Origin of the sequence: Promicromonospora sp. NPDC052451 (assembly GCF_044547525.1) — a bacterium.
GTDB lineage: Bacteria > Actinomycetota > Actinomycetes > Actinomycetales > Cellulomonadaceae > Promicromonospora.
On the sequence record NZ_JBIUAP010000005.1, the window covers coordinates 137210 to 153471 of the forward strand.

General features: G+C 73.4%; 16 protein-coding genes. 8 read left to right on the forward strand and 8 right to left on the reverse strand.

Annotated features, from left to right (window positions below; genetic code table 11):
- Positions 1-29: 29 nt before the first annotated feature.
- The 3 genes from ACIG47_RS10515 to ACIG47_RS10525 are packed head-to-tail and all read right to left on the reverse strand — an operon-like array spanning position 30 to position 3959.
- Positions 30-980 (reverse strand): D-2-hydroxyacid dehydrogenase, encoded by a 951-nt coding sequence (locus ACIG47_RS10515; protein WP_397430751.1) that lies wholly within the window; start codon positions 978-980, stop codon positions 30-32.
- Positions 973-3024: a beta-galactosidase trimerization domain-containing protein gene (locus ACIG47_RS10520; protein WP_397430752.1), complete on the reverse strand. Its 2052-nt coding sequence runs from the start codon at positions 3022-3024 to the stop codon at positions 973-975. The genes ACIG47_RS10515 and ACIG47_RS10520 overlap by 8 nt, the downstream gene beginning before the upstream one ends.
- The gene (locus ACIG47_RS10525) at positions 3021-3959 is read right to left on the reverse strand and encodes an NAD(P)-dependent oxidoreductase (protein WP_397430753.1); all 939 of its coding nucleotides are present in this window, start codon (positions 3957-3959) and stop codon (positions 3021-3023) included. Before ACIG47_RS10525 ends, ACIG47_RS10520 begins: the two co-directional genes overlap by 4 nt.
- Positions 3960-4057: 98 nt before the next feature.
- On the opposite strand from ACIG47_RS10525, the gene ACIG47_RS10530 reads away from it, so the two are divergent.
- The gene (locus ACIG47_RS10530; protein WP_397430754.1) at positions 4058-4837 is read left to right on the forward strand and encodes a hydroxypyruvate isomerase family protein; all 780 of its coding nucleotides are present in this window, start codon (positions 4058-4060) and stop codon (positions 4835-4837) included.
- Between the two features lies 1 nt (position 4838).
- Here ACIG47_RS10530 and ACIG47_RS10535 read toward each other — a convergent pair whose 3' ends face one another.
- Positions 4839-6134, reverse strand: coding sequence for an RNA polymerase sigma factor (locus ACIG47_RS10535; RefSeq protein ID WP_397430755.1), 1296 nt, complete (start codon positions 6132-6134; stop codon positions 4839-4841).
- A 31-nt stretch (positions 6135-6165) separates the two neighbouring features.
- The gene (locus tag ACIG47_RS10540; protein WP_397430756.1) at positions 6166-6588 is read right to left on the reverse strand and encodes a YciI family protein; all 423 of its coding nucleotides are present in this window, start codon (positions 6586-6588) and stop codon (positions 6166-6168) included.
- A gap of 181 nt (positions 6589-6769) precedes the next feature.
- Between ACIG47_RS10540 and ACIG47_RS10545 the strand changes: the two genes are divergently transcribed.
- The 4 genes from ACIG47_RS10545 to ACIG47_RS10560 all read left to right on the forward strand — a co-directional run bounded on the left by ACIG47_RS10545 (position 6770) and on the right by ACIG47_RS10560 (position 10863).
- Positions 6770-8797 (forward strand): glycoside hydrolase family 15 protein, encoded by a 2028-nt coding sequence (locus tag ACIG47_RS10545; protein WP_397430757.1) that lies wholly within the window; start codon positions 6770-6772, stop codon positions 8795-8797.
- Between the two features lie 120 nt (positions 8798-8917).
- The gene (locus ACIG47_RS10550) at positions 8918-9775 is read left to right on the forward strand and encodes an alpha/beta fold hydrolase (protein WP_397430758.1); all 858 of its coding nucleotides are present in this window, start codon (positions 8918-8920) and stop codon (positions 9773-9775) included.
- Positions 9768-10370 carry a WHG domain-containing protein gene (locus ACIG47_RS10555; RefSeq protein ID WP_397430759.1) on the forward strand — a complete coding sequence of 201 codons (603 nt, stop codon included), beginning with the start codon at positions 9768-9770 and terminating at the stop codon, positions 10368-10370. Before ACIG47_RS10550 ends, ACIG47_RS10555 begins: the two co-directional genes overlap by 8 nt.
- Before the next feature lie 55 nt (positions 10371-10425).
- On the forward strand, positions 10426-10863 hold the full coding sequence (locus ACIG47_RS10560) for a VOC family protein (protein WP_397430760.1): 438 nt from the start codon (positions 10426-10428) through the stop codon (positions 10861-10863).
- 37 nt (positions 10864-10900) lie between these two features.
- Here the strand turns inward: ACIG47_RS10560 and ACIG47_RS10565 are convergent, their stop codons facing one another.
- Together ACIG47_RS10565 and ACIG47_RS10570 are read right to left on the reverse strand one after the other, a co-directional pair.
- Complete coding sequence (locus ACIG47_RS10565; protein WP_397430761.1) at positions 10901-11161, reverse strand: metal-sensitive transcriptional regulator; 261 nt, start codon at positions 11159-11161, stop codon at positions 10901-10903.
- 16 nt (positions 11162-11177) lie between these two features.
- Complete coding sequence (locus ACIG47_RS10570; RefSeq protein WP_397430762.1) at positions 11178-11369, reverse strand: hypothetical protein; 192 nt, start codon at positions 11367-11369, stop codon at positions 11178-11180.
- A 78-nt stretch (positions 11370-11447) separates the two neighbouring features.
- Between ACIG47_RS10570 and ACIG47_RS10575 the strand changes: the two genes are divergently transcribed.
- Positions 11448-13139: an FAD-dependent oxidoreductase gene (locus ACIG47_RS10575; protein WP_397430763.1), complete on the forward strand. Its 1692-nt coding sequence runs from the start codon at positions 11448-11450 to the stop codon at positions 13137-13139.
- An 88-nt stretch (positions 13140-13227) separates the two neighbouring features.
- Here ACIG47_RS10575 and ACIG47_RS10580 read toward each other — a convergent pair whose 3' ends face one another.
- Positions 13228-14139: a Bax inhibitor-1/YccA family protein gene (locus ACIG47_RS10580; protein ID WP_397430764.1), complete on the reverse strand. Its 912-nt coding sequence runs from the start codon at positions 14137-14139 to the stop codon at positions 13228-13230.
- Positions 14140-14361: 222 nt separating this feature from the next.
- On the opposite strand from ACIG47_RS10580, the gene ACIG47_RS10585 reads away from it, so the two are divergent.
- A complete protein-coding gene (locus ACIG47_RS10585) occupies positions 14362-15312 on the forward strand; it encodes an ABC transporter ATP-binding protein (protein ID WP_397417058.1) in 951 nt (316 codons plus the stop codon).
- On the forward strand, positions 15309-16196 hold the full coding sequence (locus ACIG47_RS10590; protein WP_397417060.1) for an ABC transporter permease subunit: 888 nt from the start codon (positions 15309-15311) through the stop codon (positions 16194-16196). The genes ACIG47_RS10585 and ACIG47_RS10590 overlap by 4 nt, the downstream gene beginning before the upstream one ends.
- Positions 16197-16262: the final 66 nt, after the last annotated feature.

The following is a 16262-nucleotide window of genomic DNA, read 5'->3' on the forward strand; positions in this document are numbered from 1 at the left end:
CGGCGTCGCAGGGGGCGCGATGCCAGGTGTCAGGGCAGGCGCCCGACGTCGACGACGTTGCGCAGCGGGCGCCGCGCGAGCCATCGGTCCAGGTTGTCGAGGAAGATCGCCGTGCCGCGGTCCGCGGTGGAGGGCGTCGTCGCCCCGTTGTGCGGGGTGATGATCGTGCGGGGCAGGTCCCACAGCGGGGAGTCGGGGGGCAGGGGCTCCGTGGCGTGCGCGTCCAGGCCCGCCCCGGCGATGACGCCGTCGCGCAGGGCCGTGACCAGGTCGGGCTCACGCACGATCCCGCCGCGCGAGACGACCACGAGGTGCCCCTCGGACCCCAGCGCGCGCAGGGTCCCCAGGCCGATCGCCCCGGACGTCTCCGCGGTGAGGGGCGCGGCCACGACGAGGAAGTCGCTCACGGCCGCCAGCTCGTCCACGGCGTCCGGGGGCAGCATGCGGTCCACGGGGTCGTCGGGTCCGGCGGGCCGACGGCGCAGCCCCACCACGTCCATGCCGAAGGCCCGGGCCCGCACCGCGAGCTCGCGCCCGACGTTGCCGTACCCGTAGACGCCGACCGTGCGGCCGTGCAGCTCGTCGTGCGTGAACCGGTCCCAGCGGTGCTCCCGCTGCGCCTCCGCCCAGCGCGGGGCCTGACGGCCCAGCATCATCATGAGCATCAGCGCCTGCTCGGCCAGCGGGACGGCACCGTTGCCGGCCGAGGACGTGACGGTCACGGCCTCGTCCGGCGCCGTCGCGCGGCCGCGCAGCGCGGGCCCGACGTCGCCCTCCACGCCGGCCGCCCACGAGTGCACCCACGCCAGGTGCGGCATGCGGGCGACCTCCGCGTCGGTGAGCCGCCCGGTCGCGACGGTCGCGGCGGACAGCGCGTCGGCGTCGTCCGGCGCGGCCACGACGACGCCGGGGTGCGCCGCGCGCACCGCCGCCACGACCCGGTCGCGCTGGCCGCCCCGGACGACGATCACGTCAGCCACGTGCGCCACCCCCGTCCTCGACCACGACCACCTCGAGCTCGGCCACCGTAGCGAGGCGCACGACCAGGTCGTCGCCGTCGTCCACGACCGTGGCCGTGCCCGCGAGCGCCCGCGCGGGCCGCCCGGCCAGGCCCGTCAGCCGCAGCACGGCGCCGTGCACCGGGACGGCCGGACCGTAGCCGTTGTCGCGCCGGCCCGAGTGGTTGAGCAGGTGCACGACCAGCCCGGCGGCCGACCGGCCGACGACCACCTCGATCTGCTCGGGCCCCTCCAGCACGACCGGCCGGTCCCCGAGCTGCTCGGTGACGAGGTCGACCACGAGGTCGCGCAGCACGGTGAGCCCGGTGTCCCGGTAGGCCGTGCCGGCCACCCAGGGGAGCTGGACCACCGTGCCGGCCCCGTGGCCGCGGACCCCGCCGACGCCTTCGTGGCCCGGCACGTGGCCGTACGCCTTCTCCGGCGGGCCGTACGGGGCGCTCTCCACGAGGCGGTGCCGCGGTGCGGCGTCCGCCCGCCAGGCCAGCCGGTGGTGGCGGCCGTGCCGGGGTGCGACGCGCGTGCCCTCGACGGCGGCGGCCGCCGCGTCCGGTTCGAGCTGGACGTAGCTGGACTTCAGGACGTCCCGGTCGGCGTCCACCCCGGTCACCCGCAGGCCCGGGAACCAGTCGAGCACCGAGCCGTCGGGGGCGATGCCGCTGCGCCCGGTGGCCACCACGCAGCCGCCCGCCCGGACGTACCCGTCCAGCGCCTCGGCGGCGCCGGCCGGCAGGGACGGCAGGTCGGGGAGCACGAGCACCCGGAACCGGTCGAGCGACAGGCTCTCCAGGGCGGCCACGGGCACGACGTCGAACGGCACGTGCCGCTCGACCAGCGCCGTCAGCACGCCCCGGTGCTCGGCGACGCCGGTGCCGAACCGGCCGTCGTCGTCCAGCGGGTCGGGGCGGACCAGACCCACCTCGGCGGCGGGCGCCAGCCCCGTGTACACGTCCCGGTGGTCGCGGTGGAACCGGGTGACCGTGGCCGCGGCCTCCAGCCCGTCGTAGGCGATCTGGCCGGTCGGGCCCATGATGTAGGTCGACGGGTTGGCGCCGCGCGCGACGGCCTGGGCGAGGTACTGGCCCAGCATCTCGGGCTGCTCGCCGGCGAGCCGGTAGGGCATGTCCCAGAACGCGACGGCGTTGACCATGACCGGCTTGCCGGGCTGCGCCGAGCGCAGGGCGCTGACTGCCTCTCCCGTCGCGTACGGCCACAGCGTGCGCCCGATCGCGTTGTTCGCCTCGTGGAACAGCACGTCGGCGGCGGTGCCGAGGATCAGCGCGGCGTCGGGCCGGCGGGCGGCGATGTGCGCCCGGACCCGGGCGGTGAGCGCGTCGATGGTCGCGGCGGCGTAGCCGCGCCACTCGCGGTAGTGCTCGTCGCCCGCGCGGTCGGGCAGGCGGTCCAGCCCGGTGTGCGCGCGGAACCCGGCCACGCAGGCGGCGCAGTGGCAGACGCCGTGCACGCGGCCCGCGTAGTCGACCTCGTTGAACCCGAACCAGTTGAAGAAGAACCCGTCCACCTCGTAGCGGTCGAGCACCTCGTCGAGCACGTCGAAGATCTGCCGCTGGTAGTACCCGGCGCTGGGGCACACGCTGACCAGCCCCTCGAACTCCTGGCGCTCGCCCGTGGGCGAGACGTAGAGCCACTCGGGGTGGGCGTCGGCGATCGCGGGCGCGACCTTGGAGAAGTCCATCCGGGCGAGCAGCCGCACGCCCCGCCGCCGCGCGGCGGCCAGGGCGTCACCGACCAGGTCGCCGCCGGGCCGCTGCGCCAGGTGCGGGTTGCGCGTCTGCACGTCGAGCCCGGTCGGGTAGTGCGAGAGGATGCCGCCCACGTTGAGCAGCCAGACGTTCGCGCCGTGCCCCTGGACCGCGTCGAGGGTGCGCTCCACGTCGAGCCCGGCGTCGATCTCGCGCAGGTTCGTCTGGAACACCTGGAAGGGCTCGTGCCACCAGCCGGCCCGGACCTGCTCCTGCATGCCCGTGGTCTGTGTGGTCAGGCTCATCGCGTCACCGTCCCCGGTGTCGTGCTCGGCGTCGTCCCGTTGAGCTCGCGGGCGAGCGCCACGAGAGCGGAGTGGTCGAGCCCGCCGTCCCCCCGCTGCACCAGGGACTGGACGAGCCGGCCGACCAGGCCCGTGACGGGCAGGACGGCGCCGCGCGCCCGGGCGGCACCCTCCACGATGCCGAGGTCCTTGTGGTGCAGGTCGAGGCGGAACCCCGGTGCGAAGTCGCCGGCGAGCACGCCGTCGGCCTTGCGGTCGATGACGGTGCTGCCCCCGAGGCCGCGTGCGATGACCGAGAGCCCGGTGGCGACGTCGGCGTCATGGGCCTCCAGGAAGACGACCGCCTCGGCGAGCGCCTGCAGGTGGGTGGCCACCACGAGCTGGTTGGCGGCCTTGACCACCTGGCCGGCGCCGGCGTCGCCGACGCGCACGACGGTGGTGCCCATGGCGCCGAGCAGGTCGCGCCAGCGCTCGACCGTGTCCGCCGGCCCGCCGACCATGATGGACAGGGCACCCTCGCGGGCACCGGCCTCGCCGCCGGACACGGGCGCGTCGAGCACGTCGTGCCCCGCGGCCGTGAACCGCTCGGCGATCTCCCGGGCGCCCGCGGGCTCGATCGTGCTCATGTCGATGTAGGCGCCCTGGGGCGCGAGGTGGTCGAGCACGCCGTCGGGGCCGAGGGCCACGGCCTGCACGTCCGGGGTGTCGGGCAGCATGGTGATGACCACGTCCGCCCCCCGGACCGCCTCGGCGACCCCGCCGACGACGGGTACCCCCAGCTCCGCGGCCCGCTCCCGGCCTGCGGCACCGCGGCTGAACGCCCGCACCTCATGGCCGGCACGCACCAGGTTCGCCGCCATCGGACGCCCCATCACACCGAGCCCGACAAAGCCCACGACTGCCATACGACCGAACTCCTTCGTTCGATGATCCATCGATTGATCATGTCTGCGCGTCCAGTGAATCAGGACTGGCCTGACGAAGGGTATTTCGATATACCTGTCTCGGTCAATGCCGACGATCGGAGTTCGAGATGCCCAGGTTCGCCGCCAACGTGTCCTTGCTGTTCAGCGAGGTGCCGCTGCCCGAACGGTTCCGCCATGCCCGCGACGCGGGGTTCGAGGCGGTGGAGTGCTGGTGGCCGTTCGCCACCCCCGACCCGGACGCCGCGCAGGTGGGGGCGTTCGTCGACGCCCTGGCCGCGGCGGACGTCCGGCTCACCGGCCTCAACCTCTGGGCGGGTGACATGCCCGGCGGTGAGCGCGGCGTCATCTCCCACCCGGACCGGGCCGACGAGCTGCGGCGCAACCTCGCGGTGCTGCGGTCGATCGTCGGGGCGACCGGCTGCGACCGGGTCAACGCGCTGTACGGGCAGCGCCTGCCGGACGTCCCGGCGGCCGTCCAGGACGAGACGGCGACCCGGCACCTCCGGCTCGCCGCCGACACCCTGGCCGACGCCGGCGTCACGGTGCTGGTCGAGCCGCTGACCCGCGGCGAGAACGGCGACTACCCCATCCTGACCCTCGACGACGCGCGGGCGGTCGCCGACCGCGCGGGCGACGGCGTCGGCGTGCTCTTCGACGCCTACCACCTGCACAACAACGGCGCCGACGTGGTGGCGGACATCGCACGGCACGGCGCCACGGTCGACCACGTGCAGATCGCCGACTCCCCGGGCCGCGGCGAACCGGGCACGGGCACCATCGACTACCCGGCCTTCTTCGACGCGCTGGACGCGAGCGGCTACCCGGGCTGGACGGGCTGCGAGTACCGCCCGACCACCACCGACCACCTCACCTGGCTGACCCGTTGAGTCAGGGCAGGGCGGCGGCCTTGGCCGTCAGGACCGCACGTTCCGGCGCGTTGGCGCACAGGGCCGCCGCGCGAAGATATTCCGCCCGGGCCTCTGCCGGGCGGCCCAGGCGGGCCAGCAGCTCGCCGCGGACGCCCGGCAGCAGATGGGAACCCTGCAGCACACGGCGGTCGACCAGGTCGTCCACGACCCGCAGCCCCAGCTCCGGCCCGCGGGCCATCGCCACGGCGACCGCACGGTTCAGGTCCACCACGGGCGACGGCGCGATACGGCCGAGCGCCTCGTAGAGCACCACGACCCGCTCCCAGTCCGTGCCGGGCACGGAGGGGGCCACCGCGTGGCACTCGGCGATCGCCGCCTGCAGCGCGTAGGCCCCCATCCCGGCCGGGCCGACGGCGCGGCGCAGCGCCGCCCGGCCCCGGGTGATCGCCGAGCGGTCCCAGCGGCGCCGGTCCTGGTCCTCCAGCAGGACCGGCTCCCCCGCCGGCCCCGTCCGGGCGGGGAACCGGGCGGCGGTCAGCTCCAGGAGCGCGAGCAGGCCGAAGGTCTCGGGCTCGGGGGCGAGCCGGGCGAGCACGCGGGCCAGGCGCACGGCCTCGCGGGCCAGGTCGTGCCGGATCCAGTCGTCGCCCGACGTCGCCGAGGAACCCTCGGTGAAGATCACGTACAGCACCCCGCGCACCGACGAGAGCCGCTGCGCCCGGTCCGCGCCGTCGGGCACCTCGAACGGGACCTGGGCCGCCGCGATCGTCTTCTTGGCGCGGGTGATGCGGGCCTGGACCGTCGCGACGGGCACCAGGAACGCCCGGGCGATCTCGTCGCTCGTCAGGCCGCCCACGACGCGCAGGGTCAGCGCGATCCGCGCCTCCCGGGACAGCACCGGGTGACAGGACACGAACATGAGCGCGAGCACGTCGTCGTCGATGCGCCCGGGGTCGATCAGATCGGGTGCAGAACCCGGGTCACCTGCGAGAGCACCCGCGCCGGGCGTCGGCCCGCCTGTCACTACCTCCCCCTCGGCGAGGCCGTGCGCCAGCGCGGCGTAGCGCTCGTCGCGCCCGGCCCGGCGCCGGTAGGCGTCGATCGCCCGGCGCCGGGCCGTGGTGACGAGCCACGCCGCGGGGTCGCACGGCGTGCCGTCACGGGGCCAGGAGACGAGCGCCTCGACGAGCGCCTCCTGGGCCACGTCCTCGGCGAGCTCGAAGTCCCGCGTGTAGCGGGTGAGCGCGCCGACGATGCGCGCCGACTCGATGCGCCAGACCGCCTCGACCGCCCGTCGTGCGGCGTCGTCGTCCATCGCGCTCCCTTTCCGCCCTCGGCCCTCGGGCTCAGAGCTGGCCCGTGGACTCGCGCCAGTCCCGCTCCTTCTGGATGTACTCGTTGTCCTGCGGGAACTGGTCCATCTCGGTCACCTTGCGGATCTCCGCCTTGCTGCCCGGGCCGGCCAGCGGGGCCCGCCTGGCCCACTCGACCGCCTCCTCCTTGGAGGCCACGTCCAGGATCCAGAAGCCGTTGAACAGCTCCTTGGTCTCGCCGTAGGGCCCGTCGGTCACGACGGGCGTCTCGGACGAGTAGTCCACGACCACGGAGTCCGCGGCGTCCTCCAGGCCCTCACCGGCCACCAGCACGCCCGCCTGGATCATCTCCTGGTTGAACCGGCCCATGTCGGCCACGATCTTCTGGAAGTCCATCTGCTCGTAGGCGGCCACGGTCTCGTCGGTCCCGCGCATGATGAGCATGTACTTCGGCATGGTCTCTTCTCCCTGTTCGTCACGGCCCCCTCGACGGGACCTTCTCACTCACAGGTCGAACGGGAAACCGCTCGATCGACACGGCCCCGGAACGCGTCGCGAGAAGGGCGCGGAAGGGGTGCCGCGCACCACACGCGCACGGTTTGCCACACCCGCGGACCGTGCGGAACCCTTGAGTCTCATGACGCTCGAATCGATTGAGTCGCCGGGGGCCGACGCCGATGCCCCCGCGGCAGCCGGCACCCCCTCGCGGCGCCGGGAGGCACCGACGCCCACCAGCCCGGGCCCGGTCAGAGGACACACGAGCGACGGCGCCTCCCCCCGGGCCTGGGACGGCCGCAGCAAGTTCCCGCACATCGGCGAGTACGGCTTCCTCTCCGACTGCGAGACCAACGCGCTGATCGCGCCGTCCGGCAGCGTCGAGTGGATGTGCGTGCCCCGGCCCGACTCGCCGAGCATCTTCGCCAAGATCCTGGACCGGGGAGCCGGCCACTTCCGGGTGGGGCCGCACGGCGTGAACGTGCCGGTGGCGCGCCGCTACCTGCCGGGCACGCTCATCCTGGAGACCACGTGGCAGACCCCCACGGGCTGGCTCGTGGTGCGGGACGCGATGCTCATGGGCCCGTGGCACGACCTCGAGTCGCGTTCGGGCACGCACCGGCGCACCCCCACGGACGACGACGCCGAGCACGTGCTGATGCGCACCATCAAGTGCGTGTCGGGCACGGTGGACCTCGAGGTCGTCTGCGAGCCGCGCCCGGACTACGCGCGCCGCGACGTCGAGTGGGAGTACGAGAACAGCGGCTACTCCGCGGTCGTGGCCCACATCGGCGGCTCCAACCCGGACCTCCACCTGCGCTCCAGCCTGCGGTTCGGGCTGGACGGCGGCAAGCGGGTCACCGCGCGCACCCGGATGACGGAGGGTGCCACGCACTTCGTCGCGATGTCGTGGGGCTCGCAGAGCGCCCCGACCACCTACGCCGGCGCGCTCGACGCGATGTGGCGCACCGAGCGGTTCTGGCGCGACTGGATCACGCAAGGCCAGTTCCCCGACCACCCGTGGCGCAGCTACCTGCAGCGCTCGGCGCTGACCCTGAAGGGCCTGACCTACTCCCCCACTGGTGCCCTCATCGCCGCGGCGACCACGTCGCTGCCCGAGACGCCGGGCGGCGAGCGCAACTGGGACTACCGGTACGCGTGGATCCGCGACTCGACGTTCGCCCTGTGGGGCCTGTACACGCTGGGCCTGGAGCGTGAGGCGAACGACTTCTTCGCGTTCATCCAGGACGTGACCAGCGACGACCAGCCGCTGCAGATCATGTACGGCGTGGGCGGCGAGAACACCCTGGAGGAGTTCGAGCTGCCGCACCTGTCGGGCTACGAGGGCGCGCAGCCGGTGCGGATCGGCAACGCGGCCTACGACCAGCGCCAGCACGACATGTGGGGCGCGGTGCTCGACTCGGTGTGGCTGCACGCCAAGTCGCGCGAGCAGCTCCCCGAGTCGCTGTGGCCCATCCTCAAGCGGCAGGTCGAGGAGGCCGCCAAGCACTGGGACAAGCCCGACCGGGGCATCTGGGAGGTGCGCGGCGAGCCGCAGCACTTCACCAGCTCCAAGCTCATGTGCTGGGTGGCGATGGACCGCGGTGCCAAGCTGGCCCGGCTCTACGACGAGCTCGACTACGCCAAGGAATGGCAGAAGATCGCCGACGAGATCGCCGACGACATCTGCGCCCGGGGTGTGGACGAGCGCGGCGTCTTCACGCAGCGCTACGGCGACCCGGCGCTGGACGCGTCGCTCCTGCTCGTGCCCCTGCTGCGGTTCCTGCCGCCCGACGACGAGCGCGTGCGCGCCACCGTGCTGGCCATCGCGGACGAGCTCACCGAGGACGGCCTCGTGCTGCGGTACCGCACGGACGAGACCGACGACGGGCTGCAGGGCGAGGAGGGCACGTTCACCATCTGCTCCTTCTGGCTGGTGTCGGCCCTGGTCGAGATCGGGGAGGTGGAGCGGGCCCGGTCGCTGTGCGAGCGGCTGCTCGGCTACGCGTCGTCGCTGAACCTCTACGCCGAGGAGATCGAGCCGGGCACCGGCCGGCACCTGGGCAACTTCCCGCAGGCGTTCACGCACCTGGCCCTGATCAACGCCGTCATGCACGTGATCAAGGCCGAGTCGGGCGAGGCGGAGAAGGGCTACTTCGGCCCGTCCTGACCCGTCACACCCCGTTGAGTGCGGGATCTTCGCCCTTCTGACACGCAGAAAGGGGCGAAGGTCCCGCACTCGACGTTTGGGGGGTTGTGCGGTCTGGCTAATGAGCGTAGCTTTATGGCTATGAGGACAAACTTCCTGCAGCGCCCCGAGGGACGCATCGCCTACACCGACTCGGGCTCGGGACCGCTCGTGGTCGCCGCCCCCGGCATGGGCGACCTCCGCTCCACGTACGACGACGTCGCTCCGGCCCTCGTCAACGCCGGCTACCGCGTCGTCGTCGCGGACCTGCGCGGCCACGGCGACTCGGACACCACGTTCCGGACGCACGGCGACGACGCCACCGGCACCGACCTCCTGGCCCTCGTCGAGCACCTCGGCGCCGGCCCCGCCGTCCTGCTGGGCAACTCCATGGGCGCCTCGGCCGCCGCGTGGGCCGCGGCCGAACGGCCCGACCTGGTCCGCGGCCTCGTCCTGCTCAGCCCGCTGCTGCGCGAGCCGGGGTCGCCGGCCATGCAGCGCGTGCTGCGCGTGGCCTACCGCGCGCTGCTCGCCCGGCCGTGGGGCGCCGCGTTCTGGGCGTCGTACTACTCGTCGATCAGCAAGGGCCGGCGGTCGGCGCGGCACGCCGAGCACGTCGCGGCCGTCCGGCGGGCGCTGAGCGAGCCGGCGCACCTGCGGTCCTTCCGCGACCTCGCGCTCGCGCTCGACCACGCGGTCGTCGAGGCGCGGCTGCCCGACGTCACGGCGCCGGCGCTGGTCGTGGTCGGCGCGCTCGACCCCGACTACCCGGACCCGGCGGCGGAGCTGGCCTGGATGACCGACACGCTCGGCGCCCGCGGCGTCCTGGTCCCCGAGGTCGGCCACTACCCGCAGCACCAGGCACCCGACGTGACGGTCCCCGCGATCCTGGAGTTCCTCGACGGGCTCCCGGGCGCGGCCGGCGCCGGGGCGGCCGAGGACGGCGGCCGGCGTGCCTAGGGCCGGGCTGTCGCCCGACGCCGTGGTGCGGCTCGCCGTCGAGGTCGTGGACGAGGGCGGCGCGAGCGGGTTCGCGGACCTCACGCTCGCGAAGGTCGCCGCGAAAGCAGGCGTCGCGGCACCGAGCCTCTACAAGCACGTGGGCTCGCTCGCCGACCTGCGGCGCGACGTCGCCGTGCTCGCCGTCCGCGAGCTGACCGCCACGGGTGCCTCGGCGACCGTGGGCCGTGCCGGGGCGGATGCGCTCCGCGCCCTGGCGAGCGCCTGGCGTCAGTACGCCCACGACCACCCCGGACGCTACGCCGCCACGCAGGTGGGCCCCGATCCGGACGACCCGGCCGACGCCGTCGCCCGCGACGTCGCCGCAGAGGGCGTGCAGGTCGTGGTGGCGACGCTGCGCGGCTTCGAGCTGCCGGACGACCGTGTGATCGACGCCGTCCGCGCCGTCCGGTCGGGCATCCACGGGTTCGTGCTGCTGGAGCTCGGCGGCGGGTTCCGGATGCGGGAGGACGTGGACCAGAGCTTCGCGGTGCTGGTCGACATGCTCGTCGCGGGCGTCGCGGCGCTGGGTGCGCCGGTCGCCGCCACCCGCTGACGCCCCGCCGGAAATCCCGTGTCCCGGGGTGCCCTGCGGTCATTAGGCTGAGCGGATGGTTTCCGTCAGGCAGGTCCAGATCACCTTCGACTGCGCGGACCCGTGGCGCGTCGCTCGGTTCTGGTGCGAGGTGCTCGGGTACGTCCTCCCTCCCGCCCCCGAGGGCTTCACCACCTGGGAGGAGTACGAGAGCTCCCTCCCGCCCGAGAAGCGGGGCGCCGACGGCGCCGCCGCCTCGGACCCCACGGGTGCCGGGCCCCGGCTCTACTTCCAGAAGGTGCCGGAGGGCAAGGTCGTCAAGAACCGCGTGCACGTCGACGTGCGGGCGGGCACGGGCCTGGTCGGCCAGGAGCGGGTCGACGTCCTCGAGGCCGAGTGCGCGCGGCTGGTCGCGCTGGGCGGCACCCGGCTCTACCTGCAGGAGGCGGACGAGGAGAACGAGTCGTGCCTCACGATGCAGGACGTCGAGGGCAACGAGTTCTGCCTCGACTGAGTCGAGGCGGCCCGCCGGGACGGGCGGCCGAGGCAGGCTAGGCGAAGGACAGGAAGAGCTTCTCCAGCTTCTCGGCGTCGGCCGCGCCGTTCTCCTCGTCCGACAGGCACTGCTTCAGCCCCTTCGCGATGACGGCGAAGCCGGCCCGGTCGATCGCCTTCGACACCGCCGAGAGCTGTGTGACGACGTCGGCGCAGTCCGCCCCCTCGTCCACCATGCGCACGACGGCGGCGAGCTGTCCCTGCGCGCGTCGCAGCCGGTTGGACACCTTCTTCATCTCCTGCGGGTCGAGCTCCATGACCACGCCTCCCCTCTCAGCGGCCGAACAGGCGGGACAGGAACGAGCCCTTCGCGGGCGGCTCGCCGGCCGGCGCTGCGGTCGGCTCCTCGGCATGACCGGGGCACCGGTCGGCACGCGGCACGTTCGCCATCACCTGGTCCACGTGCTGCCCGCAGCCCGCCCACGTCGTCCTGCCGCACGTCCGGCACGTCACAGCCCTGCACATGGTCGATCTCCTTCGCGGTCGTTTGGAGCGAGAATACCCCCCGGGGTATTGTCGCGGTCAAACGAGGAAGGAACGCACATGAGGATCGTCATCGTGGGCGGCGTCGCCGCGGGCATGTCGGCCGCGACCCGGCTCCGTCGTCTCGCGGAGGACGCCGAGATCGTCGTCGTCGAGGCGGGTGACCACGTGTCGTACGCGAACTGCGGGCTGCCGTACTACGCGGGCGGCGTGATCGAGGACCGCGACGCACTGCTGCTGCAGACGCCCGAGTCGCTCGCGGCGCGGTTCCGCCTCGACGTCCGGGTGCGGCAGCGGGTCACCGGCATCGACGCCGCGGCACACACGCTGACGGTGCGCGACCTGACGACCGGCGACGAGTACGTCCAGGCGTACGACCGCCTCGTCCTGAGCCCCGGCGCCCGCCCGGTGGTCCCGCAGGTTCCCGGCGCGGAGCGCGCGCTCGTGCTGCGCGACGTCGCCGACGCCGACCGGCTGCTGGCCGAGGCCGGCCGCCCGGACGCCCGGACCGCGGTCGTCGTCGGGGCCGGCTTCGTGGGCCTGGAGGTCGCCGAGAACCTGGTCCGGCGCGGTCTCGCGGTCACCGTCGTGGAGCTGGCCGACCAGGTGCTGACGCCGCTGGACCCCGAGCTGGCCGTCCGCGTCCGCGACGAGCTGGCGTCGCACGGGGTCGACGTCCGCACCTCGACCCAGGTCACCGCACTGACGCCGGGCACCGCGGTCCTGGCCGACGCCGCGGGCGCCGACGCCGGCGAGATCCCGGCCGACGTGGTGGTCGCGGCCGTCGGCGTCCGGCCCGACACGGAGCTCGCCGAGCTGGCGGGTGCCGAGCTCGGCCCGCGCGGCGGCGTCCTGGTGGACGAGGACCTGCGCACGTCGGTGCCGGACGTGTTCGCCGTCGGTGACGCCGCGCTCAAGCGTGACGCGCAGTCTGCGGCCGGGCAGGAGTCGTTCACCCTGATCCCGCTCGCGAACCTCGCCAACCGGCACGGGCGGCACGTCGCGGACGTGATCCTCGGGCGGACGGGCATGCGGCCGTCGACGGGCACCGCCGTCGTCGGCGTCTTCGACCTGACCGCGGCGGTCGTGGGGCGCAACGAGAAGCAGCTCCGGGCCGAGGGCCGGCCCCACCGCATCGTGCACACCCACCCGAGCCAGCACGCCGGGTACTACCCGGGGGCCAGCGCGATGGCGCTCAAGCTGCTCGTGGATCCGGGCACCGACCGCATCCTGGGCGCCCAGGCCGTGGGCCGCGACGGCGTCGACAAGCGCATCGACGTGCTCGCCACCGCGATCGCCGGCGGAGTCACTGCCTCCGGGCTCGCAGACCTCGAGCTGGCCTACGCGCCCGCCTACGGCTCCGCCAAGGACCCGGTCAACATGCTGGGGTACGTGGCCGACAACCTGCGCACCGGCACCACACGCAGCATCCAGTGGCACGAGCTCGACGAGGCGGTGCGGGACGGGGCCACGCTGGTGGACGTGCGCACGCCCGCCGAGCACGCCCGCGGGACGGTCGAGACGGCCCGGGACGGCGTGCGGTCGCCGGCGCTGAACGTCCCCCTGGACGAGCTGCGCGCCCGCGCGCACGCGGAGATCCCGGCCGGGCGCCCCGTGGTGGTGCACTGCCAGGTGGGCCAGCGCGGCCACACCGCCGCGCGGCTCCTCACCCAGCTCGGCTACGACGTGCGCAACCTCGACGGCGGCTACCGCACGTGGCAGGACGCCGTCCGCGCGACCGCCGGCCCCTGACGCACGGCCCCTCGCGCACGACCCCGGACACAGCAGATCGGGCCAGCCGTGACGACGGCTGGCCCGATCCGGGACGTGCGGTGCGGAACTAGTCGCGCGCGAAGCTGGACACGATCGCCAGCAGGCGGAGCAGCTCCAGGTACAGCCAGATCAGCGTGACCATGAGGCCGAAGGCCGCGGCCCACGCCATCCTGGCCGGGACACCGGCCTCGACACCGCGCTTGATCGAGTCGAAGTCCACGATCAGCGAGGCGGCCGCGAGGCCGACGGCGATCAGGCCCACGACGATGCCGACCAGGCCGCCGCCCCAGGAACGCATACCGAACTCACCGAGCACCCCGGTCCACATCAGGACCAGGTTGACCAGCGAGAACAGCGCGTAGCCCAGCATGGCGAACATCAGCCAGCGCGTGAACTTGGCGGTCACGCGGACGCGACCGCTCTTGAACAGGAACAGGCTCACCGCGAACACGGAGATGGTGCCGAGCACCGCCTGCAGCACCACGCCGTCGTACAGCGTGTTGAACTGCAGCGAGATCGCGCCGAGGAAGGCGCCCTCGAACACCGTGTACGCCACGATGAGCGCGGGGCTGGGGTTCCGCTTGAAGGCGTTGACCAGGCCGAGCACGAGCCCACCGATCAGGCCCACGATCATGACCAGGCCCATCATCGCCGGCGGGACCAGCGTCCACGTCGCCGCCGCCACGACGACGAGCAGCGCGAGCAGCCCGCCGGTCTTGACGATCACGTCGTCGTAGGTCATCCGCTTCGTGTCCGCGGTGGTGGCGGACGGTGAGCGGTACATCGCGTCGAGCTCCGACGCGTCCATCGCCTGCTGCCCCGCGGCGCCGTACTGACCGTACTGGCCGGCCTGCGGCGGGGTGCCGTACGCGGGAGTCTGGTTGGGGTAGGTGGCGGTGCCGCCACGGCGCGCACCGGCGGCACCGGTACGACGCGGCTCACCGAAGACGTCGCTTCTCGAAAAGACGGGGTTGCTCATCTGCTCCTCCTGGTCTGTCTGACCATCCTAGGGAACGCTGGACATGCCTGGAGAGTTCCCAGGTCATACCTTCGGATGAAGTAGGTCCGTCCCAGGGATGATCGGGGCCGGTAATGCGTGCGGTGGGTGCCTCCGGCTCCCTAGTCTCGTAGTGACCAGTCCTGGCGCGACCGACCGACGGTCGCATCGACTGTCCCCGCATGCCAGATGGAAGGGCAAGTGATGATCAAGGCCACAGGCCTGACGAAGAGGTACGGCGCCAAGACCGCCGTCGACGGTGTCACGTTCACCGTGCAACCCGGCCAGGTGACCGGCTTCCTGGGCCCGAACGGCGCCGGCAAGTCGACCACGATGCGCATGATCGTGGGCCTCGACCGGCCCACAGCCGGCAGCGTGACCGTCAACGGCAAGCCGTACGCCGCGCACCGCCGTCCGCTCGCGGAGGTGGGTGCCCTGCTCGACGCGAAGGCCGTGCACACCGGCCGGACCGCGCGCAACCACCTGCTCGCCATGGCCGCGACGCACGGTATCCCGACCCGGCGCGTCGACGAGGTGATCGAGCTCACCGGTCTGCGCCCCGTGGCCACCAAGCGCGTGGGTGGCTTCTCGCTCGGCATGGGCCAGCGCCTCGGCATCGCGGCGGCCCTGCTCGGTGACCCGCGCACGCTGATCCTCGACGAGCCCGTCAACGGGCTCGACCCCGAGGGCGTGCTGTGGGTCCGCAACATCGCCAAGTACCTCGCCTCCGAGGGCCGCACGGTCTTCCTGTCCAGCCACCTGATGAGCGAGGTCGCCCTGACGGCCGACCACGTGATCGTCATCGGCCGCGGCCGCATCCTCGCGGACGCCCCGGTCCAGGAGATCGTCGACGGCGCCGAGCGCAAGCTCGTCCGGGTCCGTTCGCCCCAGGCGACCGAGCTCGCCGAGCTGCTCAAGGCCAACAACGCCCAGGTCGACGACGTCGAGCCGGGCCTGCTGGAGGTGCGCGGCAGCAACGCGGCCTCCGTCGGCGAGCTGGCTGCGGCGTCGCGGATCGTGCTGCACGAGCTCACGCCCGTCGCGTCCACGCTCGAGGAGGCCTACATGTCGCTGACCGCCGACGCGGTCGAGTACCAGTCCGAGGACATCGCCACCGCCGGTGCGACGTCCGACCTCGAGGGGAGCAAGGCATGAGCGCGACGGTCACCGCTCCGGCGAGCGGAGCCGCGTCCGGCCCGACGACGGGGAAGACCTCCGTCCGCCCCGTCACCTTCTGGCGGGTGCTGCGCTCGGAGTGGATCAAGCTGTGGTCGCTGCGCTCCACGTGGTGGACGCTCGCGTCGACCGTCGTGGTCATGATCGGGTTCGCCCTCCTGCTGGCCCTCGTGGTCCAGCTCGCCGGCGACGCGATGGAGGGCGCCCCGCCGGAGGACCAAGCAGCCATGGGCGGCATGCTGGGCGGGACCAGGGTCGTGGCGGCCGGGTTCGAGATGGCGGCCCTCGTGGTCGCCGTGCTCGGGGCGCTGATGATCACCGGCGAGTACTCCACAGGCATGATCCGCTCGACGTTCGCGGCGGTGCCCAGCCGCCTGCCGGCGTTCTTCGGCAAGGCGCTCGTGCTCGTGCTCGTGACGGCGGTGCTCACGGCGGTGTCGCTGGCCCTGAGCTGGCTCGTCACCTACCCGATCCTGAACGGCAACGGTGCGACGGTCGACTTCGGCGACGGCGACCAGGTGCGGTCGCTGCTGGGCACGGTGCTCTACGTGACGCTGGTGGCGCTGTTCGCCCTCGGCCTCGGCACCCTGCTGCGCCACACCGCGGGTGCGATCTTCACGGTGGTCGCGATCTTCCTCGTGATCCCGACGATCTTCCAGGTGGCCACCTTCGCGGCGGCCCAGCTCGAGTGGGTCGGCACGGTGAACAAGCTGCTGCCCAGCGTGGCGGGTGCGCAGATCACACCCAACGCGGGCGCGTTCCCGGACGTGCTGGACCCGTGGGTGGGCATCGGCGTGCTGGGCGGGTACACGGCGCTGGTGCTGATCGGTGCAGCGGCCCGCCTCAAGCTGCAGGACGCGTAGCGGGACGTGACCGGGCGGGCCGGGCTGTCCGGCCCGGCGCCTCTCCGAGAGAGATGTGCTCCCGGG